Below are 18,473 nucleotides of genomic sequence, written 5' to 3' on the forward strand. Positions count from 1 at the left end.
CGCTCAGGCGGGGCGCCCCTTACTCTATTTGTCGACTTCCGGTAGGTCGGACGGACAGGTGGTCACCGGCGACGTCCGAGCACGCTCATCGCCACGGAGAGCCCGATCGCGGCCACGCCGGCCAGCGCGGTCACCGCCACCGCGGCGACCTGCTCGGCCGAGGCGGAGTGTTCACCGCGTGCCGAGCCGATGACCCCGTGCCGCCGGTCGACCTCTTCGAGCGCGCGCAGCAGTTCGTCCGGGTTCCCGCCCTTGTCCGGGTGATGACGCAGCACGGCCTGACGACGGTCCCTCTTGTAGGCGGCGGGATCACGTGGTTCGCGGCGGGTGTTCACGGGGGAGCTCCTCGGGACAGGCTCGTCAGGTCGATGGTCGTTCCGACGATACCCGTGCGGGGGCGGGGCCCCGCGGCGCCGGTGGACGCCTCTGTACCGGGTCCGCCCCGGGCGATTTTGCTCTGTGCGCCACCGTGCGGCATACTGGTGAAGTTGCCCGGACAAGGCGGCATCCGAACGTGGGTACATTTTACCCGCGGCAGGGGCCGGGTTGGCCGGGCGAGCACGACCGTGGCGGGTGAGCGATCACCCGCTGGAAAAGTGGGAGGGCGACACGCCCGACCGCGTGGACGCGTCGTGACACGTCAACAGCGGCAGCGGATCGGTCCGCCGTCTTCTTCGCCCAGCGGGGAGCGGCATCCCGTCCTCTGGATCACCTGAGTCGTGTTGCGCCTATGGCCGCGCGTCCGGGGACCTCCACGACGGGCACCGATGCACGAGACCGGGTGGTAGACGGTTTGACGGTGTCACATATGACAAGCGAACACAGCAGTGTCCCCGCCAGGCGAGGGCGCTCACGACAGCCGCCTTCACGGGCGGGAGGAGAAGAGGACGAAGTGGCGGGACAAAAGATCCGCATCCGGCTCAAGGCCTACGACCACGAGGCGATCGACGCCTCGGCGCGCAAGATCGTCGAGACGGTGACCCGTACCGGCGCTCGCGTCGTCGGTCCGGTGCCGCTGCCCACCGAGAAGAACGTTTACTGCGTCATCCGCTCGCCGCACAAGTACAAGGACTCGCGTGAGCACTTCGAGATGCGTACCCACAAGCGGCTGATCGACATCCTCGACCCCACGCCCAAGACCGTGGACGCGCTCATGCGCATCGACCTGCCTGCCAGCGTCGACGTCAACATCCAGTGACCTCCGACCGCGTAGCGGTCAGCAAGCAACGTGCAGCGGAGACAGTGAACAGATGAGTAACACCGAGATCAAGGGCATCCTGGGCGCCAAGCTCGGCATGACCCAGGTCTTCGACGAGAACAACCGGGTGGTTCCGGTCACCGTCGTCAAGGCCGGGCCGTGCGTCGTCACCGGGATTCGTACCGAAGAGACCGACGGCTACAACGCCGTCCAGATCGCGTTCGGCGCGATCGACCCCCGCAAGGTCACCAAGCCTGTCGCGGGTCAGTTCGACAAGGCCGGGGTCACCCCGCGCCGCCATGTCGCGGAGATCCGCCTCGAGAATGCCGAGCAGGCCGCCGGCTTCGAGATCGGCCAGGAGCTCGGCGCGGACGTGTTCGAGGACGGCGCTTTCGTCGACGTCACCGGAACGTCCAAGGGCAAGGGCTTCGCCGGCACCATGAAGCGTCACGGCTTCGCCGGTCAGGGCGCCTCGCACGGTACCCAGGCCGTCCACCGCAAGCCGGGCTCGATCGGTGGCGCCGCCACCCCGGGTCGCGTCTTCCGCGGCAAGAAGATGGCTGGCCGCATGGGTAACGAGCGGGTCACCACCATGAACCTCAAGGTCCACAAGGTCGACGCCGAGGCCGGCGTCCTCCTCATCAAGGGTGCCATCCCCGGTCGCAACGGCGGCCTCGTGATGGTCCGTTCCGCAGTGAAGGGCGGTGCGCGCGCATGACCACCACGGAGAACACCGTGAACCTCAAGCTCGACGTCCGTACTCCGGCCGGGAAGACCGACGGTGCCGTCGAGCTCCCCGCCGAGATCTTCGGTGTCGAGCCCAACCTGCCGCTGATGCATCAGGTCGTGGTGGCCCAGCTGGCCGCCGCACGTCAGGGCACCCACTCGACCAAGACCCGTGGCGAGGTGCGCGGCGGTGGCCGCAAGCCGTTCCGTCAGAAGGGCACCGGCCGCGCTCGCCAGGGCTCGACCCGCGCACCCGCGTACACCGGCGGTGGCACCGTCCACGGTCCGAAGCCGCGGGACTACTCGCAGCGCACGCCCAAGAAGATGAAGGCCGCCGCCCTGCGCGGTGCCCTCTCCGACCGGGTCGCCAGCGAGCGGCTCCACGTGGTGACCGAGTTCATCGAGGGGCAGAAGCCGTCGACCTCGGGCGTCCGGACGTTCCTGGCGTCGTTGTCCGACCGCAAGAAGTTCCTGATCGTGGTGGGTCGTGAGGACCTCGCTGCATGGCGTTCGGTCGCCAACCTCGATCACGTCCACCCGATCGCTCCGGATCAGCTCAACACCTACGACGTCCTCAACGCCGACGACGTCGTGTTCACGGTCGAGACTCTGGACGCGTTCGTCACGCAGGCGGGTCGCATCCTCGCCGGCAAGGCTGCGAAGGAGGCCGACAAGTGAGCACAGTCGCCGATCCCCGGGACGTGATTCTCGCCCCGGTCGTCTCCGAGAAGGCCTACGGCCTGCTCGAGCAGGGCGTGTACACGTTCCTGGTGGCGCCGGACGCCAACAAGACGCAGATCAAGATCGCCATCCAGGAGATCTTCGGCGTCACCGTTGATTCCGTCAACACCGCAAACCGTAAGGGCAAGCGCAAGCGCACCCGCACCGGGTTCGGTCAGCGCAAGAGCACCAAGCGCGCCATCGTGACCCTCGCGGCCGACAGCAAGCCCATCGAGATCCCGGGTCTGACCGCCTGACGGCGGGAAGAGTTAAGGACGAGAGAACCTCATGGCTATCCGCAAGTACAAGCCCACGACCCCCGGTCGTCGCGGCTCGAGCGTCTCGGACTTCGCCGAGATCACCCGCTCGACGCCCGAGAAGTCGCTGCTGCGCCCGCTGAGCAAGACCGGCGGTCGTAACGGGCACGGCCGAATCACCACTCGCCACAAGGGCGGTGGACACAAGCGCCAGTACCGTGTCATCGACTTCCGTCGCAACGACAAGGACGGCGTGCTCGCCACCGTCGCGCACATCGAGTACGACCCGAACCGCACCGCCAACATTGCCCTGCTGCACTACGCAGACGGTGAGAAGCGGTACATCCTGGCCCCGCGCAACCTGAGGCAGGGCATGAAGGTCGAGTCGGGCGCGAACGCCGACATCAAGATCGGCAACAACCTGCCGCTCCGCAACATCCCCGCTGGCACCGTCGTGCACGTGGTGGAGCTGCGTCCGGGCGGGGGCGCCAAGATGGCCCGCGCGGCCGGCGCCGGAATCCAGCTTCTCGGTAAGGAAGGTGCCTACGCCACGCTGCGTATGCCCTCCGGCGAGATCCGTCGTGTCGACGTCCGTTGCCGGGCGACGATCGGCGAGGTCGGCAACGCCGAGCAGATCAACATCAACTGGGGTAAGGCCGGCCGCATGCGGTGGAAGGGCGTTCGCCCGACCGTCCGTGGTGTGGTCATGAACCCCGTCGACCACCCGCACGGCGGTGGCGAGGGTAAGACGTCCGGTGGACGTCACCCCGTCAGCCCGTGGGGACAGCTTGAGGGACGTACCCGCAAGCCCAACAAGGCGAGTGACAGTCTTATCGTCCGTCGCCGTCGCACCGGCAAGAAGCGCTAAGGAGGGAAACTAGGATGCCTCGTAGTCTCAAGAAGGGTCCGTTCGTCGACGAACACCTCCTCGCGAAGGTGGACGTGCAGAACGACAAGGGCACTCATCAGGTCATCAAGACCTGGTCGCGTCGCTCGACGATCCTGCCCGATTTCATCGGACACACGTTTGCCGTTCATGACGGCCGCAAGCATGTGCCCGTGTTCGTGTCCGACTCGATGGTGGGTCACAAGCTCGGCGAGTTCGCGCCGACGCGCACGTTCAAGGGGCACATCAAGGACGATCGGAAGAGTAAGCGTCGATGAGCACTGATACCCAGCAGAACGAGCAGCAGGCCGATCAGAACCTGACGGCCCGCGCTACCGCGAAGTTCGTCCGTGTCACGCCCATGAAGGCGCGTCGCGTGATCGACCTGATCCGTGGCAAGGACGCTGCAGACGCGCTGAACACGCTGCGGTTCGCCCCGCAGTCCGCCAGCGAGCCCGTCGCCAAGGTCCTGGCCTCCGCGATCGCCAACGCAGAGAACAACCTCGACCTGGATCCCCGGACCCTGGTCGTCTCGACGGCGTACGCCGACGAGGGCCCGACGCTCAAGCGGTTCCAGCCGCGTGCACAGGGTCGTGCGTTCCGCGTGCGTAAGCGCACGAGCCACATCACCATCGAGGTGACCAGCGTGCCCGACAAGGCCGGTGCCGGCCGGGGACGTCGCAACCAGGGAGGTGCCCGCTAAATGGGACAGAAGATCCAGCCGCACGGCTTCCGTCTCGGCATCACCTCGGACTGGACGTCCAAGTGGTATGCCGACAAGCAGTACGCAGACTACGTCGCCGAGGACATCAAGATCCGCGAGCTCCTGTCCAAGGGCATGGAGCGGGCCGGAATCTCGGGCGTCGACATCTCGCGTACCCGTGACCGGGTCCACGTCGATATCCACACCGCCCGCCCGGGCATCGTGATCGGTCGTCGTGGCGCCGAGGCCGACCGCCTGCGTGGCGAGCTCGAGAAGCTCACCGGCAAGCAGGTCCACCTCAACATCCTCGAGATCAAGAACACCGAGGCCGACGCCCAGCTGGTGGCCCAGGGCATCGCCGAGCAGCTCACGAACCGCGTGGCGTTCCGCCGTGCGATGCGTAAGGGCATCCAGTCGGCCATGCGTCAGCCCCAGGTCAAGGGCATCAAGGTGGTCTGCTCGGGTCGTCTCGGCGGCGCCGAGATGTCCCGCTCGGAGCGGTACCACGAGGGACGCGTCCCTCTGCACACCCTGCGTGCCGAGATCGATTACGGCACCTACGAGGCCAAGACGACCTTCGGTCGCATCGGCGTCAAGGTGTGGATCTACAAGGGTGACGTCGTCGGCGGTCGTCGCGAGTCCGACCAGTTCGCCCAGTCCAGCAACCGCGGCGGTGGCGACCGTGGCCCGCGCCGCGAGCGTGGCGCCGGCCGTCCGCGTCGTTCCGGCGCCCAGGGCACCACGGCCACGAGCACCGAGACCGGCCGTGCCGGCTCGGCTGCCCCGGCCGAGGCGCCCGCAGAAAACAAGGAGGCCTGACAGTGCTGATCCCCAAGCGCGTCAAGCACCGCAAGCAGCACCACCCCGGTCGTAAGGGCGGGGCGAAGGGCGGCACCAAGGTCACGTTCGGTGACTACGGCATCCAGGCTCTCGAGCCGGCCTACATCACCAACCGGCAGATCGAGTCCGCTCGTATCGCGATCAACCGCCACATCAAGCGTGGCGGCAAGGTCTGGATCAACATCTACCCGGATCGTCCGCTGACGAAGAAGCCCGCCGAGGTCCGGATGGGTTCCGGTAAGGGATCCGTCGAGTGGTGGGTCGCCAACGTCAAGCCGGGTCGCATCCTGTTCGAGATGTCGTACCCGAACGAGGAGACCGCCCGGGAGGCTCTGCGCCGTGCGCAGCACAAGCTCCCGTGCAAGACCCGCATCGTCACCCGGGAGGAGCAGTTCTGATGGCAAGTGGAATCACCGCCCCCGAGCTGCGCGAGCTCGACGCCGATGCGCTGACCGCGCGCCTTCGCGAGGCCAAGGAAGAGCTGTTCAACCTGCGCTTCCAGATGGCCACCGGTCAGCTGACCAACAACCGTCGCCTGCGGGTCGTACGACACGACATCGCGCGCATCTACACCGTCATCCGTGAGCGTGAGCTCGGGCTGTCGGCGGCGCCGGGTGATGCCAAGTGAGTGACAAGGAAACAGTTGTGACTGAGTCAGGCGAGAGCACGGAGCGCAACAGCCGCAAGGTGCGCATCGGGTACGTCGTGTCCGACAAGATGGAGAAGACCATCGTCGTCGAGCTCGAGGACCGCGTGAAGCATCCCCTGTACGGCAAGATCATGCGCCGTACCGAGCGTGTGAAGGCGCACGACGAGACCAACACCGCCGGCATCGGCGATCGCGTGCGGATCATGGAGACCCGCCCGATCTCCGCCAGCAAGCGGTACCGCCTCGTCGAGGTGCTGGAGCGGGCCAAGTAGCCCACTCCACTCAGATAGTCCGGCCCGGCCACGAGAACTCTCGTGGCCGGGCCGACGTCTATTTTCAGTGTTCCTCGCAGTAAAACCGCCGCAGAGGATTACCCTGGCGAAACAAAATCTGAGTAATGTGTCACCCGTTCGAAGGGCACCTCGTGTCAGACAGGAGCGACACATGAACACCCGGATCTTCTCGGGCCCCAGGCCTCCGCGTACTCGCGGTGGTCGGCGCCGGTCCTACCCGGTTGCTGTCGCGGCCGCGGTGGCCGCACTCTCAGTCATCGGCGTGCCCGCGGTGAGCGCCCAGGGCTCCGGGGCGGGATCACTGGATCCGCAGTCGGTTGCCCCCAGTGTCGCCCCCGGCAGCCTGTTCGGCGTACCGTCGCTCAGCCTGGCCGCGGCGACCCAGCTCGGAGCCCCGATCCCACTCACGGCTGTCCTCGGCTCCCTCGGGATGGTGGGGTCGTCGGACTTCGCCAGGCCGGGTAGTTCGAACAGCGCGCCGGCGGAGCCCATAGCGACGCGGGACCCGGACATCACAGCGACAACGGTCAGGTCGGTCGAGCCACTGTTCCCGGCATCGACAGACGAGGTGGACCGCCGCGCAGAGGTATGGACCGTCACGTCGGAATCGATGCAGCGTGAGGTGCGGGTCGAGGTCTACCGGGCTCCGGCCGGGGTCGACGCCCCGAACATGTACTTCCTCGACGGTGTGGGTAGTGAGTCGCCGTCGGGCTGGAGCGGGGGGATGGGATGGGGCGATCCCCGGCTGCGCCAGCGTGCGGTGAACGTGGTCGCGCCCACGGGGGCGCCGTCCTCGATGTGGAGTGACTGGGAGGAAGACGACCCGGTCCTCGGCCCGAACATGTGGGAGACCTTCCTGGTGGAGGAGCTGCCCGGACTACTCTCCACAGGCCTGGAGGGCGCGGCGGAGCCCGTCGCGCATAACGGCGACTGGGGAGTCCTGGGTGTGTCGATGGGCGCGGCATCGGCCGTGCATCTCGCGAACACCAACGACATGTTCGGGGGAGTGGCCGGCGTCAGCGGCGCCTACTCCACGATGGACGCTCTCGGGTACCAGTACGCGAGGTTGACCGTGGCCGCGCGGGGTGGCGACGCGACCAACATGTGGGGCCCCCGGGGCGCGGAGCCGTGGCGTGAGCACGACACGATCGCGAACGCCGCCGGGCTGGCGGGCAAGTCCGTCTACCTCAGCGCCGCGACCGGCCGCGTCGGGTCGAGTGAACTCGGACGCTTCGGTAGTAACGAGATGGTCCTTCTCGACGGGCACGTGTTGGAGAAGGGATCGTTCGAGAGCACGCGTGCGCTGGAATCGGCCCTCGCCTCCGTCCCCGGTGTGCGCCTGGAGATGAACTATATGCCGACCGGCATCCACAACTGGCCGGTGTTCGTCACCGAAATGCTCCCGGGTACCGACCACATCCTGAGCGGACTGGCGCCGGCCACACCCAACGGGCGCACGACCACCGGGGCGGTGGGGGAGCGGGCTTCGGGCTCCCTCGGGTCGGCGACCTCCAGCGGATCGGCCGGCTCCCGTGGTGGCACCGGGTCGCTCGGTTCGAGCGGGCGATGATCCGGATTTGGGCTGAGTAGCCCGCTCACCCTACACTGGAGCAGTTGCCCGACCTGCGCGCGTCCGCGCGTGCGGCCCGGCGACATGACCGCGTGTGTCGGGTCGGTATCCGGCACACAGAGAACAGACCTGGTCAGGAGAACCATGATCCAGCAGGAGTCGCGACTGAAGGTCGCCGACAACACGGGTGCCAAGGAGATTCTGTGCATCCGCGTTCTCGGTGGATCCAAGCGTCGCTACGCGGGCGTCGGTGACATCATCGTCGCCAGCGTCAAGGACGCCATCCCCGGTGGCAACGTCAAGAAGGGCGAGATCGTCAAGGCGGTCATCGTGCGCACCGCCAAGGAGCGCCGTCGCCCGGACGGCTCGTACATCAAGTTCGATGAAAACGCCGCCGTCATCATCAAGAACGACAACGATCCGCGCGGAACGCGCATCTTCGGGCCCGTCGGCCGCGAGCTGCGCGACAAGAAGTTCATGCGCATCGTCTCGCTGGCTCCGGAGGTGCTCTGACATGAAGGTTCACAAGGGCGACACGGTGCTCGTCATCTCGGGCAAGGACAAGGGCGCCAAGGGTAAGGTCATCCAGGCCTTCCCGGCGCAGGAGAAGGTCCTCGTCGAGGGCGTCAACCGCATCAAGAAGCACACCTCCAACTCGGCTGCCGAGCGTGGCGCCTCCTCCGGTGGCATCGTCACCCAGGAGGCCCCGATCCACGTGTCGAACGTGATGGTCGTGGACGCTGACGGCACCCCGACCCGGGTCGGAATCCGCACCGACGAGAACGGCAAGCGTGTCCGTGTCTCGCGCAAGACCGGGAAGGACCTGTGACCATGACTGAGACCGCTCTTCCCACTGGTTACACCCCGCGCCTCAAGGCCAAGTACATCAGCGAGATCAAGCCGGCGCTGAACGAGACGTTCGAGTACGAGAACGTCATGCAGATCCCCGGCGTCGTCAAGGTCGTCGTGAACATGGGTGTCGGTGACGCAGCTCGCGACGCCAAGCTCATCAACGGTGCGATCAACGACCTCACCCTGATCACCGGTCAGAAGCCAGAGGTCCGTCGGGCCCGCAAGTCGATCGCGCAGTTCAAACTGCGTGAGGGCATGCCGATCGGCGCCCGCGTCACCCTCCGTGGTGATCGCATGTGGGAGTTCCTGGATCGCCTGACGACCGTTGCCCTTCCCCGCATCCGCGACTTCCGTGGTCTGTCGGGCAAGCAGTTCGACGGCCACGGCAACTACACGTTCGGCCTCAACGAGCAGAGCATGTTCTACGAGATCGACGTGGACAAGATCGACCGCCCCCGCGGCATGGACATCACGGTCGTCACCACGGCGACCAACAACGAAGAGGGCCGAGCGCTGCTCAAGCAGCTCGGCTTCCCCTTCAAGGAGGACTGACCTCCGCCCGGCCGGACCGGCCGTCCCCGCCGGGGCTTCGCGTCATGCGCTGGCCCCGGCGGCGGGCAGACGGCCCAGTCGTCAGGTCGTCCACGGTGAGAAGAGCGCCGGGGACGGCGGGACACCCGGCACGCCCCACGGGGACCCCGGATCCCACACAAGAGAACATTCGCACTCTTCGTGATAGGCCCACGACGTCAGCTGCCCGGCCCACAGGCCGCCGCACACGACGTGTTGCATGGGAACCGTTACGAGAAAGGAACATGGTCCATCCATGTCGATGACCGATCCCATCGCGGACATGCTGACGCGTGTGCGTAACGCCAATTCGGCGTTCCACGAAACCGTGTCGATGCCGCATTCCAAGCTCAAGAGCAACATCGCGGCGATCCTCAAGCAGGAGGGCTACATCGCCGACTACGCCGTGGCCGACGCCGAGGTGGGCAAGAAGCTCACCATCGACCTCAAGTACGGCCCGTCGCGCCAGCGGAGCATCCAGGGCATCAAGCGCATCTCCAAGCCGGGTCTGCGCGTGTATGCCAAGTCGACCGAGTTGCCCAAGGTCCTCGGTGGCCTGGGTGTCGCGATCATCTCGACCTCCCAGGGGCTCCTCACCGACCGTCAGGCGAACAACAAGAAGGTGGGCGGGGAAGTCCTCGCCTACGTCTGGTAAGGGGGCGAGAAATGTCACGTATCGGCAAGGCTCCGATCAACGTCCCGTCCGGTGTCGACATCAAGGTCGACGGCCAGACCGTCACGGTCAAGGGCCCCAAGGGTGAGCTCACCCAGGTGCTGCCCGACCCCATCTCGGTGACGATCGAGGAGGGCACCCTCACGGTGAACCGTCCCGATGACCACCGCGACAACCGCTCCCTGCACGGCCTCTCGCGCTCGCTGATCAACAACATGGTCGTCGGCGTCACCGAGGGCTACAAGCAGGACATGGAGATCTTCGGCGTCGGTTACCGCGTCGTGGCCAAGGGCAAGGACCTCGAGTTCGCGCTCGGCTACTCGCACCCGGTGCCGGTCACCGCTCCCGACGGCATCGCGTTCGCCGTGGACGGTGCGACCAAGTTCTCGATCTCCGGTATCGACAAGCAGCAGGTGGGCCAGATCGCCGCCAACATCAAGCGACTGCGGAAGCACGACCCGTACAAGGGTAAGGGCATCCGCTACGCGGGCGAGCAGGTCCGTCGCAAGGTCGGAAAGACGGGTAAGTGATCATGAGCAGCACCAAGAAGCGTTCCCCGCTGGGTACCGATGCCTCGACCGCACGTCGGGAGAGCCGCGCCCGGCGCCATTACCGCCTCCGCAAGAAGGTCTCCGGTACGCCGGAGCGTCCGCGGTTGGTCGTCAACCGGTCCTCGCGCCACATGCACGCCCAGATCGTCGACGACCTGGCCGGCCGTACGTTGGCCGCCGCGTCGACCATCGAGGCCGATGTGCGTGCACTCGAGGGCGACAAGAAGGCCCGCAGCGCGAAGGTCGGCCAGCTCCTGGCCGAGCGTGCGAAGGCCGCCGGCATCGACGCAGTCGTGTTCGACCGTGGTGGCAACCGGTACCACGGCCGGATCGCGTCGCTCGCCGACGCCGCCCGCGAGGGTGGGCTGGAGTTCTGATGATCAACACCACTGCACTGACCGCTAATGGAAGGACCGTCTGATGCCGGGACGTCAGCGTCGTGACGGCGGAAGCAACGGGCCCGCCGCAGACAACAAGAACACCAACGACAACGCCCAGGGCCGCGGCAACGACCGTGGCCGTGGTCGGGGCCGCGACGATCGTCGGGGTCGCGACGAGGAGAAGTCGCAGTACATCGAGCGCGTCGTCACCATCAACCGCGTCTCCAAGGTCGTGAAGGGTGGCCGTCGCTTCAGCTTCACCGCCCTCGTGATCCTCGGTGACGGTAACGGCATGGTCGGCGTCGGCTACGGCAAGGCCAAGGAGGTGCCGGCGGCCATCCAGAAGGGTGCCGAGGAGGCCCGGAAGAACTTCTTCCGCGTTCCGCTCATCGGCTCCACCATCCCCCACCCGATCCAGGGTGAGGAGGCCGCCGGTGTCGTCATGCTCCGTCCGGCTTCGCCCGGTACCGGTGTCATCGCCGGCGGCGCCGCCCGCGCCGTGCTGGAGTGCGCCGGCGTCAACGACATCCTGTGCAAGTCGCTGGGGTCGGACAACGCGATCAACGTCGTGCACGCCACCGTGGCCGCGCTCAAGGGCCTGCATCGTCCGGAGGAGGTCGCGGCTCGTCGTGGCCTGCCGATCGAGGACGTCGCTCCCGCAGGCATGCTCCGCGCCCGTGCCGGACAGGGGGCCTGATCATGGCTAACCTCAAGATCACCCAGGTCCGCGGGACCATCGGGTCCAAGAAGAACCAGCGGGACTCCCTGCGTACGCTCGGCCTCAAGGGCATCCGGAAGTCGGTCGTGCGTGAGGACAACGCGCAGACCCGGGGTCTCATCAACGTCGTGAACCACCTCGTCGTGGTCGAAGAGACGGAGTGAGCATGAGCATCAAGTTGCACCACCTGCGCCCGGCGCCCGGTGCCCACACCGAGAAGACCCGTGTCGGTCGTGGTGAGGGTTCGAAGGGCAAGACCGCCGGCCGCGGCACCAAGGGCACCAAGGCCCGTAAGAACGTCCCCGCCGGGTTCGAGGGCGGCCAGATGCCGATCCAGATGCGTCTCCCGAAGCTCAAGGGCTTCAAGAACCGCAACAAGGTCGTCTTCCAGGTCGTCAATGTCTCGGACATCGAGCGGCTGTTCCCGAACGGGGGACAGGTCGGCGTCGCCGATCTCGTCGCCGCCGGTGCCGTTCGCAAGAACGAGCCGGTCAAGGTGCTCGGTGACGGGGAGATCTCCGTCGCTGTCACCGTGACCGTCGACAAGGTTTCCGCGTCGGCCAAGAGCAAGATCGAGGCTGCCGGCGGAAGCGTGTCGGAGGCCGGGGCCTGATTCCCCGACCGGCCCCCACGGGGGCCGACGACGGGTGCAGGGGCCGTGTCCGAGACTCTCGGATCCGGCCCCTGCGTTCGTCTTGATAGAGTTTTCCCGTTGTGCGTTCCGGGGCCGACCGATCGGTCTCACCGTCCGTTCCCGGCGCATCTGATCTCGACGACAGGCGGCCGCGAGCCGTCAATGACCAGGAGGACATGTGCTCTCCGCACTCGCGTCCGCGATCAAGGACAGTGACCTGAGGAAGAAGATCTTCTTCACGCTCGGGATCATCATCCTGTACCGGATCGGCGCACAGATCCCGTCGCCCGGCGTCGACTATCCCAAGCTCCGCGGGTTGCTCGACACGGCGATGACCGGAGACAACGCGCAGTTGTACTCCCTGGTCAATCTCTTCTCGGGTGGCGCACTCCTGCAGCTGTCGGTCTTCGCCATCGGCATCATGCCGTACATCACGGCCAGCATCATCGTGCAGCTGCTCACCGTGGTCATCCCGCACTTCGAGCAGCTGAAGAAGGAAGGCCAGTCGGGCCAGGCCAAGATGACGCAGTACACGCGTTATCTGACCATCGCCCTCGCCGTCCTCCAGTCCGCCGGCATCGTCGCGCTCGCCGACCGTGGTCAGCTCCTCGGCAACGGCCAGTCGGTCCTGATGGACAACGACATCCTCACGCTGATCACCATCGTGCTCGTCATGACCGGCGGCGCCGCCCTCGTCATGTGGTTCGGCGAGCTCATCACCGACCGTGGCGTCGGTAACGGCATGTCCCTGCTCATCTTCGCCGGAATCGCCTCCCGCATCCCGGCGGAGGGTGTGAACATCTACCAGAACTCGTCGACGCTGAAGTTCGCCGCGGTGATGTTCGCCGTGGTGCTGATCGTCGTCGCCGTCGTCTTCGTCGAGCAGGGTCAGCGTCGGATCCCGGTCCAGTACGCCAAGCGCATGGTCGGACGTCGCCAGTACGGCGGCACCTCCACCTACCTTCCGCTCAAGGTCAACCAGGCCGGCGTCATCCCGGTCATCTTCGCGTCGTCGCTGATGTACGTGCCGATCCTCATCACTCAGTTGATCTCCGGTCCCGACGGCACGGGCGATGGATTCTGGCAGCGCTATGTCATGCAGTACCTGCAGAACCCCTCGAGCGTGGGCTACATCCTCCTGTACTTCGTCCTGATCATCTTCTTCTCGTACTTCTACGTCGCCATCCAGTTCGATCCGATGGAGCAGGCCGAGAACATGAAGAAGTACGGCGGCTTCATCCCGGGCATCCGTCCCGGTCGACCGACCGCCGAGTACCTGGGCTACGTCCTCAACCGCATCCTTCTGTTCGGCTCCCTGTACCTCGGTCTCATCGCGGTGCTCCCGAACATCTTCCTGGACATGGGCAGCGGGGGTGGAGATCTCCAGAACATGCCGTTCGGCGGTACCGCGGTGCTCATCATGGTCTCCGTGGGCCTCGACACCGTGAAGCAGATCGAGGCGCAGCTGATGCAGCGCAACTACGAGGGTTTCCTCAAGTAGCCGCTCAGGATCACGCGCAACACAACACCGTAGAAAGGCTGGTCATCACCATGCGTCTCGTCCTCCTCGGCCCTCCCGGCGCCGGCAAGGGAACCCAGGCGGCCCTGCTCTCCGAGAAGCTCGGCGTGCCCCACATCTCGACCGGCGACCTGTTCCGCGCGAACATCTCGCAGGGGACCGATCTGGGCAAGGAGGCGAAGTCGTACATAGACGCGGGCAACCTCGTCCCCGCCGAGGTCACCAACCGCATGGTCGAGGCGCGTATCGCCGAGCCCGACGCCACCGAGGGCTTTCTCCTCGACGGCTACCCGCGCAGCGTCGAGCAGGCGGATGCGCTCAAGGTCATGCTCGCCGAGTCGGGCAACTCGCTCGACGGCGTGCTCGAGTTCCGCGTGGACGAGGACACGATCGTCGCACGGATGCTGGCCCGCGGCCGCGAGGACGACACGGAGGACGTCATCCGCAACCGGATGTCGGTCTACCAGTCGGAGACCGCACCTCTGCTGGAGTACTACGCGGGGCAGGTGTCGACCATCGACGCCGTCGGTGAGGTCGAGGAGATCAACTCCCGCGCACTCGCCGCTCTCGGACGCTGACGACCGCCGTGTTCGGTAGATCCCGCAAAGGGGCGGTCACCGCACGCACCCCGGGTGAACTCGATGCCATGGAGGCGGCCGGCCGGATCGTCGGCCGGGCCCTGGTGGCGGCCCGGGAGGCGGCCGTTCCCGGAGCGACGACCGCTGATCTCGACGCGATCGTCGAACAGCTGATCCGGGATGCCGGTGCGGTGCCGTCCTTCAAGGGCTACGAGGGGTTCCCGGGGTCGGTCTGTTCCTCGGTGAACGAGGTCGTGGTCCACGGCATCCCCGGCTCGTCCACGGTGCTGGCCGAGGGCGACCTGGTGTCCGTCGACTGTGGAGCGATACTCGACGGCTGGCACGGCGATTCCGCCTGGTCCTTCGGCGTCGGGGCGCTCGAGCCGGGGGTGCAGGCGCTGAATGACGCGACCCGCGAGGTCCTGGCCGAGGGCATGCTCGCCATGCGGCCGGGTAACCGGCTCACGGACATCTCGCATGCACTCGAGGTCGCGACCCGCCGCGCCGAGGAGCGGCACGGCGTATCGCTGGGCATCGTGGACGGCTACGGGGGACACGGGATCGGCCGCGAGATGCACGAATGGCCGTTCCTCGCGAACGAGGGCAAGCCCGGCCGGGGGCCGAGGCTCCAGGAGGGCTCGGTTCTGGCGATCGAGCCGATGCTCGTCCTCGGCGGAGAGACGGACACCAAGACCCTGTCCGATGACTGGACCGTCGTGACCGTGGACGGCTCGCCGGCCGCGCACTGGGAGCACACCATCGCCGTGACCGCCGACGGGCCCCGGATCCTCACGCCGCGGCCCCGGGAGTGACCGGCGACCCGGTGCGACACCCGAGAACGATTTCTTATACGTAGTCTTCTCCGCATATCGTGTGTTCGACGCGAACATCAGGCCATCCTCGAAAGGTGCCGGCATGCTCTCTCGCCCTCAGGCTGGTCGTCGGACCCCCTCACTGACGTGGGCGGCGGGCGCTGTCCTCATGATTCTGGCGCTGATCGCCGGGCAACTCACGAGCGAGTTCGCGCCGTCGGCGACGGCGCAATCCGTGGCGGACGACGCCGGCGGTTCGCTCATGGCGCAGCCGGGGCCGGGCCCCTTCTACCAGGCGGATCCGGCGGTCCTGTCCGAGGCCAGACCAGGCCAGGTCATCAATTCACGTGGCGCCCCGATGCCGGCCTTCGCGGGCTACGGCATCACCGAGATCGCCTACCGGTCGACCGACACCGCGGACCGTCCGATCCTGGCCACCGCCACGGTGGTGCGTCCGCATCATGCGCGTCCCAACGGTCCCGTCCTGAGCTACCAGCACTACCTCAACGCGCTCGGGCAGGGATGCGCGCCGACCGAGACGCTGGTCAATCCGACGGTCGAGACCGTCCAGGACAACGCGATGGCCTTCCTGCGTTTCCAACTGGATCGCGGCTGGACGGTCATCATCCCCGACCACCTCGGTCCGAAGGTCGCGTATCCCGGTGGCCGTCTGTCGGCGAGGATCGTCCTCGACGGGATGAGGGCGGTGCGGGATGATCCGCGATTCGACTCCCGGGAGAGCCGATTCGGTGCGCTCGGCTACTCGGGTGGGGGCATCGCGAGCGCCTGGGTGTCGCTCCTGCACGACGAGTACGCGCCCGACGTCAATCTGGTCGGTGTGGCCCAGGGCGGCGTCCCGACGGACATGACCACGATGGCCCGAATGATCGGCAACGACCCGCATCCCGCATTCGGTCTGGCCTTCGCCGCCGCGGTGGGGATGGCGCGCGAGTACCCGGAGGAGATCCGACTCGAGGAGAAGCTGACGCCGGAGGGCTGGGGGCTCTACAACCAGGTTCGGGACAGGTGCACCGCCACGCTGCTGACCCGTGGGGCCTTCAAGTCGGTGCCGATGGTGCTGAACGGGGGGAACCTCATGGCGGAGGAGGGCCTGATGCGCGCGCTCGCGGACAACAGCATTCGCCTGAGTCCTGATGTCCCCCGGGTGCCGGTCTACATGTGGCACTCGGGCACCGATCCACTGGTGCCGTTCTGGGACGCGGAGGAGACCGCGAAGCGGTACTGCCGTGAGGGGTCGCCGGTCACGTGGGAGCCCGGGTTCGCCCCCGAGCACCTTCTCGGGGCGGTCGAGAAGCTGCCGGCGGCACTGGGGTGGTTGCAGCGGCGGTTCGACGGCGTGCCCGCGGGATCCGCCTGCTACCACTGACCGGTTCCGAGGCGATTGGCGCAGCGGGGGCCACTGACGTAGGCTTATACGTCGGTGTGCCCACCAGTGCACCACAATCCGGTAGACGTCACCCGGGGAATCGTGGAGGACCGTAACCAGCATGGCAAAGAAAGACGGAGCCATCGAGGTCGAGGGCCGTGTCATCGAGCCGTTGCCGAACGCTATGTTCCGCATCGAACTCGAGAACGGGCACAAGGTCCTCGCCCACATCAGCGGGAAGATGCGGCAGCACTACATCCGCATCCTTCCGGAGGATCGCGTCGTCGTGGAGCTCTCGCCCTACGACCTGACGCGTGGCCGGATCGTCTACCGCTACAAGTAAGACGTTCAACTCCCTGAACCAGCCGCCGCGCCCCCTCGTGGGTACGGCGGGTTCACACCCTCGGTTGCGGAGGCCGGGGCCCCGAACGGATCGCTCATCGTGAGATGACCATCCGGGCAGGGGGCGGTCGGGGAGCAGACCTACCGCACGACGAAAGAGATACGCCACATGGCACGCCTTGCCGGCGTTGATCTCCCTCGCGACAAGCGCATGGAGATCGCGCTCACCTACATTTTCGGCATCGGTCGCACCCGGTCGCTCGAGATCCTGGAGCGTACGGGCATCGACCCGAACCAGCGCACCAAGGACCTCACCGATGAGCAGCTGACCGTCCTTCGTGACGACATCGAGGGCAACTACAAGGTGGAGGGTGACCTCCGCCGCGAGATCCAGGGCGACATCCGCCGGAAGATCGAGATCGGTAGCTACCAGGGGCTCCGCCACCGTCGTGGCCTGCCCGTCCGTGGTCAGCGCACCAAGACCAACGCCCGTTCCCGTAAGGGTCCGAAGAAGACCGTCGCCGGAAAGAAGAAGTAATGCCCCCCAAGTCACGCGCTGCGGGCCCCAAGAAGTCGGGTCGTCGCAGGGAGAAGAAGAACGTCGCCCACGGGCAGGCTCATATCAAGAGCACGTTCAACAACACCATCGTCTCGATCACCGACCCCACCGGTGCCGTCCTGTCCTGGGCGTCCTCGGGTCACGTCGGCTTCAAGGGCTCGCGCAAGTCGACGCCCTTCGCCGCCCAGCTGGCCGCCGAGAACGCTGCCCGCAAGGCGCAGGAGCACGGCATGAAGAAGGTCGACGTGTTCGTCAAGGGCCCCGGCTCGGGCCGTGAGACCGCGATCCGCTCGCTCCAGGCCGCCGGCCTCGAGGTGGGCACGATCTCCGATGTCACCCCCCAGCCCCACAACGGCTGCCGTCCGCCCAAGCGGCGTCGAGTCTGAGCCGGAAGGAACGTAGAAAACAATGGCACGTTACACCGGCCCAGCCACCCGCAAGTCGCGTCGTCTCGGCGTCGACCTCGTGGGTGGGGACACCGCATTCGAGCGTCGGCCCTTCCCGCCCGGCCACCATGGCCGTGCGCGGATCAAGGAGTCCGAGTACCGCCTCCAGCTGCAGGAGAAGCAGAAGGCCCGCTTCACCTACGGCGTCATGGAGAAGCAGTTCCGTCGTTACTACGAGGAGGCGAACCGTCGCGCCGGCAAGACCGGTGAGAATCTCCTCCAGATTCTCGAGTCGCGACTGGACAACGTCGTCTACCGCGCGGGTCTCGCGCAGACGCGTCGTCAGGCACGTCAGCTCGTGAGCCACGGGCACCTGCTGGTCAACGACCAGAAGGTGACCATCCCGAGCTACCGCGTCTCGCAGTACGACATCATCGACGTCCGTCCCAAGTCCACCAAGATGGACTGGTTCGAGATCGCCCAGGAGTCCCTCGGCGAGCGTCCCGTCCCGGCGTGGCTGCAGGTGGTTCCGACGAACCTCCGCATCCTCGTCCACCAGCTCCCCGAGCGCGCCCAGATCGAGGTGCCGCTGCAGGAGCAGTTGATCGTCGAGCTCTACTCGAAGTGATCTGTCCTCCACCGTCGCCGGGCGGGCCGCGTAACGCAGCCC

30 protein-coding genes are annotated in these 18,473 nt (G+C 66.7%); 29 read left to right on the forward strand and 1 reads right to left on the reverse strand.

Features of this window, described 5'->3' with window-relative positions; genetic code table 11:
• Positions 1–62 precede the first annotated feature (62 nt).
• A complete protein-coding gene (locus ACWIE7_RS16840) occupies positions 63–335 on the reverse strand; it encodes a hypothetical protein (protein ID WP_452098602.1) in 273 nt (90 codons plus the stop codon).
• Between the two features lie 557 nt (positions 336–892).
• Between ACWIE7_RS16840 and rpsJ the strand changes: the two genes are divergently transcribed.
• The 29 genes from rpsJ (at position 893) to rpsD (ending at position 18,431) form a co-directional block, all read left to right on the forward strand.
• Complete coding sequence (gene rpsJ / locus ACWIE7_RS16845) at positions 893–1,198, forward strand: 30S ribosomal protein S10 (RefSeq protein WP_003938093.1); 306 nt, start codon at positions 893–895, stop codon at positions 1,196–1,198.
• 52 nt (positions 1,199–1,250) lie between these two features.
• Positions 1,251–1,916 (forward strand): 50S ribosomal protein L3, encoded by a 666-nt coding sequence (gene rplC, locus ACWIE7_RS16850; RefSeq protein ID WP_452098603.1) that lies wholly within the window; start codon positions 1,251–1,253, stop codon positions 1,914–1,916.
• Complete coding sequence (gene rplD / locus ACWIE7_RS16855; RefSeq protein WP_452098604.1) at positions 1,913–2,602, forward strand: 50S ribosomal protein L4; 690 nt, start codon at positions 1,913–1,915, stop codon at positions 2,600–2,602. Before rplC ends, rplD begins: the two co-directional genes overlap by 4 nt.
• Positions 2,599–2,901, forward strand: coding sequence for a 50S ribosomal protein L23 (rplW, locus tag ACWIE7_RS16860; RefSeq protein ID WP_230928230.1), 303 nt, complete (start codon positions 2,599–2,601; stop codon positions 2,899–2,901). Before rplD ends, rplW begins: the two co-directional genes overlap by 4 nt.
• Positions 2,902–2,932: 31 nt before the next feature.
• Positions 2,933–3,769, forward strand: coding sequence for a 50S ribosomal protein L2 (rplB, locus tag ACWIE7_RS16865; RefSeq protein ID WP_454070031.1), 837 nt, complete (start codon positions 2,933–2,935; stop codon positions 3,767–3,769).
• Positions 3,770–3,783: 14 nt separating this feature from the next.
• Complete coding sequence (gene rpsS / locus ACWIE7_RS16870; RefSeq protein WP_007628126.1) at positions 3,784–4,065, forward strand: 30S ribosomal protein S19; 282 nt, start codon at positions 3,784–3,786, stop codon at positions 4,063–4,065.
• Positions 4,062–4,490, forward strand: coding sequence for a 50S ribosomal protein L22 (gene rplV / locus ACWIE7_RS16875; RefSeq protein ID WP_230928228.1), 429 nt, complete (start codon positions 4,062–4,064; stop codon positions 4,488–4,490). Before rpsS ends, rplV begins: the two co-directional genes overlap by 4 nt.
• Complete coding sequence (gene rpsC, locus ACWIE7_RS16880; protein WP_230928227.1) at positions 4,491–5,309, forward strand: 30S ribosomal protein S3; 819 nt, start codon at positions 4,491–4,493, stop codon at positions 5,307–5,309.
• Between the two features lie 2 nt (positions 5,310–5,311).
• A complete protein-coding gene (gene rplP, locus ACWIE7_RS16885; RefSeq protein WP_182631363.1) occupies positions 5,312–5,728 on the forward strand; it encodes a 50S ribosomal protein L16 in 417 nt (138 codons plus the stop codon).
• Entirely contained in the window at positions 5,728–5,958 is a 231-nt protein-coding gene (rpmC, locus tag ACWIE7_RS16890; RefSeq protein WP_010541176.1) for a 50S ribosomal protein L29, read from the forward strand. The genes rplP and rpmC overlap by 1 nt, the downstream gene beginning before the upstream one ends.
• A 17-nt stretch (positions 5,959–5,975) precedes the next feature.
• Positions 5,976–6,251: a 30S ribosomal protein S17 gene (rpsQ, locus tag ACWIE7_RS16895; RefSeq protein WP_372459507.1), complete on the forward strand. Its 276-nt coding sequence runs from the start codon at positions 5,976–5,978 to the stop codon at positions 6,249–6,251.
• Between the two features lie 172 nt (positions 6,252–6,423).
• Positions 6,424–7,842 (forward strand): alpha/beta hydrolase, encoded by a 1,419-nt coding sequence (locus ACWIE7_RS16900; protein WP_454070032.1) that lies wholly within the window; start codon positions 6,424–6,426, stop codon positions 7,840–7,842.
• 144 nt (positions 7,843–7,986) lie between these two features.
• Positions 7,987–8,355 carry a 50S ribosomal protein L14 gene (gene rplN, locus ACWIE7_RS16905; RefSeq protein ID WP_182631360.1) on the forward strand — a complete coding sequence of 123 codons (369 nt, stop codon included), beginning with the start codon at positions 7,987–7,989 and terminating at the stop codon, positions 8,353–8,355.
• Position 8,356: 1 nt separating this feature from the next.
• Positions 8,357–8,671: a 50S ribosomal protein L24 gene (gene rplX / locus ACWIE7_RS16910; protein WP_007628110.1), complete on the forward strand. Its 315-nt coding sequence runs from the start codon at positions 8,357–8,359 to the stop codon at positions 8,669–8,671.
• Positions 8,672–8,673: 2 nt separating this feature from the next.
• The gene (gene rplE / locus ACWIE7_RS16915) at positions 8,674–9,246 is read left to right on the forward strand and encodes a 50S ribosomal protein L5 (RefSeq protein WP_454070033.1); all 573 of its coding nucleotides are present in this window, start codon (positions 8,674–8,676) and stop codon (positions 9,244–9,246) included.
• Between the two features lie 274 nt (positions 9,247–9,520).
• Positions 9,521–9,919, forward strand: coding sequence for a 30S ribosomal protein S8 (gene rpsH, locus ACWIE7_RS16920; RefSeq protein WP_344988329.1), 399 nt, complete (start codon positions 9,521–9,523; stop codon positions 9,917–9,919).
• Positions 9,920–9,930: 11 nt separating this feature from the next.
• On the forward strand, positions 9,931–10,467 hold the full coding sequence (gene rplF, locus ACWIE7_RS16925; RefSeq protein WP_230928222.1) for a 50S ribosomal protein L6: 537 nt from the start codon (positions 9,931–9,933) through the stop codon (positions 10,465–10,467).
• A 2-nt stretch (positions 10,468–10,469) separates the two neighbouring features.
• Positions 10,470–10,865, forward strand: coding sequence for a 50S ribosomal protein L18 (rplR, locus tag ACWIE7_RS16930; RefSeq protein WP_230928221.1), 396 nt, complete (start codon positions 10,470–10,472; stop codon positions 10,863–10,865).
• Between the two features lie 43 nt (positions 10,866–10,908).
• Positions 10,909–11,565: a 30S ribosomal protein S5 gene (gene rpsE / locus ACWIE7_RS16935; RefSeq protein ID WP_230928220.1), complete on the forward strand. Its 657-nt coding sequence runs from the start codon at positions 10,909–10,911 to the stop codon at positions 11,563–11,565.
• Positions 11,562–11,750 (forward strand): 50S ribosomal protein L30, encoded by a 189-nt coding sequence (gene rpmD, locus ACWIE7_RS16940; protein WP_452098740.1) that lies wholly within the window; start codon positions 11,562–11,564, stop codon positions 11,748–11,750. Before rpsE ends, rpmD begins: the two co-directional genes overlap by 4 nt.
• A 2-nt stretch (positions 11,751–11,752) precedes the next feature.
• A complete protein-coding gene (rplO, locus tag ACWIE7_RS16945; protein ID WP_454070034.1) occupies positions 11,753–12,199 on the forward strand; it encodes a 50S ribosomal protein L15 in 447 nt (148 codons plus the stop codon).
• 199 nt (positions 12,200–12,398) lie between these two features.
• The gene (secY, locus tag ACWIE7_RS16950; RefSeq protein WP_230928218.1) at positions 12,399–13,721 is read left to right on the forward strand and encodes a preprotein translocase subunit SecY; all 1,323 of its coding nucleotides are present in this window, start codon (positions 12,399–12,401) and stop codon (positions 13,719–13,721) included.
• 50 nt (positions 13,722–13,771) lie between these two features.
• The gene (locus ACWIE7_RS16955) at positions 13,772–14,317 is read left to right on the forward strand and encodes an adenylate kinase (RefSeq protein ID WP_454070035.1); all 546 of its coding nucleotides are present in this window, start codon (positions 13,772–13,774) and stop codon (positions 14,315–14,317) included.
• An 8-nt stretch (positions 14,318–14,325) separates the two neighbouring features.
• The gene (map, locus tag ACWIE7_RS16960) at positions 14,326–15,129 is read left to right on the forward strand and encodes a type I methionyl aminopeptidase (RefSeq protein WP_454070036.1); all 804 of its coding nucleotides are present in this window, start codon (positions 14,326–14,328) and stop codon (positions 15,127–15,129) included.
• Between the two features lie 103 nt (positions 15,130–15,232).
• On the forward strand, positions 15,233–16,516 hold the full coding sequence (locus ACWIE7_RS16965) for a lipase family protein (protein WP_454070037.1): 1,284 nt from the start codon (positions 15,233–15,235) through the stop codon (positions 16,514–16,516).
• Positions 16,517–16,637: 121 nt separating this feature from the next.
• A complete protein-coding gene (infA, locus tag ACWIE7_RS16970) occupies positions 16,638–16,859 on the forward strand; it encodes a translation initiation factor IF-1 (protein WP_006554587.1) in 222 nt (73 codons plus the stop codon).
• Between the two features lie 168 nt (positions 16,860–17,027).
• Positions 17,028–17,396: a 30S ribosomal protein S13 gene (rpsM, locus tag ACWIE7_RS16975; protein ID WP_452098611.1), complete on the forward strand. Its 369-nt coding sequence runs from the start codon at positions 17,028–17,030 to the stop codon at positions 17,394–17,396.
• Positions 17,396–17,803, forward strand: coding sequence for a 30S ribosomal protein S11 (gene rpsK / locus ACWIE7_RS16980; RefSeq protein WP_182631347.1), 408 nt, complete (start codon positions 17,396–17,398; stop codon positions 17,801–17,803). Before rpsM ends, rpsK begins: the two co-directional genes overlap by 1 nt.
• A 22-nt stretch (positions 17,804–17,825) precedes the next feature.
• Positions 17,826–18,431 carry a 30S ribosomal protein S4 gene (gene rpsD / locus ACWIE7_RS16985; RefSeq protein ID WP_295651489.1) on the forward strand — a complete coding sequence of 202 codons (606 nt, stop codon included), beginning with the start codon at positions 17,826–17,828 and terminating at the stop codon, positions 18,429–18,431.
• The last annotated feature ends 42 nt before the right edge of the window (positions 18,432–18,473 follow it).

Source organism: Dietzia sp. NPDC055343 (genome assembly GCF_053645265.1).

Bases quoted from the DNA above. Each gene is read 5' to 3' on its own strand.
- rplR (WP_230928221.1), top strand. From the start codon at position 10,470: ATGAGCAGCACCAAGAAGCGTTCCCCGCTGGGTACCGATGCCTCGACC.
- rplB (WP_454070031.1), top strand. From the start codon at position 2,933: ATGGCTATCCGCAAGTACAAGCCCACGACCCCCGGTCGTCGCGGCTCG.
- rplE (WP_454070033.1), top strand. From the start codon at position 8,674: ATGACTGAGACCGCTCTTCCCACTGGTTACACCCCGCGCCTCAAGGCC.
- rplV (WP_230928228.1), top strand. From the start codon at position 4,062: ATGAGCACTGATACCCAGCAGAACGAGCAGCAGGCCGATCAGAACCTG.
- rpmC (WP_010541176.1), top strand. From the start codon at position 5,728: ATGGCAAGTGGAATCACCGCCCCCGAGCTGCGCGAGCTCGACGCCGAT.
- rplO (WP_454070034.1), top strand. From the start codon at position 11,753: ATGAGCATCAAGTTGCACCACCTGCGCCCGGCGCCCGGTGCCCACACC.
- ACWIE7_RS16900 (WP_454070032.1), top strand. From the start codon at position 6,424: ATGAACACCCGGATCTTCTCGGGCCCCAGGCCTCCGCGTACTCGCGGT.
- rpsD (WP_295651489.1), top strand. From the start codon at position 17,826: ATGGCACGTTACACCGGCCCAGCCACCCGCAAGTCGCGTCGTCTCGGC.
- rpsC (WP_230928227.1), top strand. From the start codon at position 4,491: ATGGGACAGAAGATCCAGCCGCACGGCTTCCGTCTCGGCATCACCTCG.
- infA (WP_006554587.1), top strand. From the start codon at position 16,638: ATGGCAAAGAAAGACGGAGCCATCGAGGTCGAGGGCCGTGTCATCGAG.
- ACWIE7_RS16965 (WP_454070037.1), top strand. From the start codon at position 15,233: ATGCTCTCTCGCCCTCAGGCTGGTCGTCGGACCCCCTCACTGACGTGG.
- rpsE (WP_230928220.1), top strand. From the start codon at position 10,909: ATGCCGGGACGTCAGCGTCGTGACGGCGGAAGCAACGGGCCCGCCGCA.
- rplC (WP_452098603.1), top strand. From the start codon at position 1,251: ATGAGTAACACCGAGATCAAGGGCATCCTGGGCGCCAAGCTCGGCATG.
- rplD (WP_452098604.1), top strand. From the start codon at position 1,913: ATGACCACCACGGAGAACACCGTGAACCTCAAGCTCGACGTCCGTACT.
- rplN (WP_182631360.1), top strand. From the start codon at position 7,987: ATGATCCAGCAGGAGTCGCGACTGAAGGTCGCCGACAACACGGGTGCC.
- rpsK (WP_182631347.1), top strand. From the start codon at position 17,396: ATGCCCCCCAAGTCACGCGCTGCGGGCCCCAAGAAGTCGGGTCGTCGC.
- ACWIE7_RS16955 (WP_454070035.1), top strand. From the start codon at position 13,772: ATGCGTCTCGTCCTCCTCGGCCCTCCCGGCGCCGGCAAGGGAACCCAG.
- rpsS (WP_007628126.1), top strand. From the start codon at position 3,784: ATGCCTCGTAGTCTCAAGAAGGGTCCGTTCGTCGACGAACACCTCCTC.
- rplF (WP_230928222.1), top strand. From the start codon at position 9,931: ATGTCACGTATCGGCAAGGCTCCGATCAACGTCCCGTCCGGTGTCGAC.
- rpsH (WP_344988329.1), top strand. From the start codon at position 9,521: ATGTCGATGACCGATCCCATCGCGGACATGCTGACGCGTGTGCGTAAC.
- rpsM (WP_452098611.1), top strand. From the start codon at position 17,028: ATGGCACGCCTTGCCGGCGTTGATCTCCCTCGCGACAAGCGCATGGAG.
- rplX (WP_007628110.1), top strand. From the start codon at position 8,357: ATGAAGGTTCACAAGGGCGACACGGTGCTCGTCATCTCGGGCAAGGAC.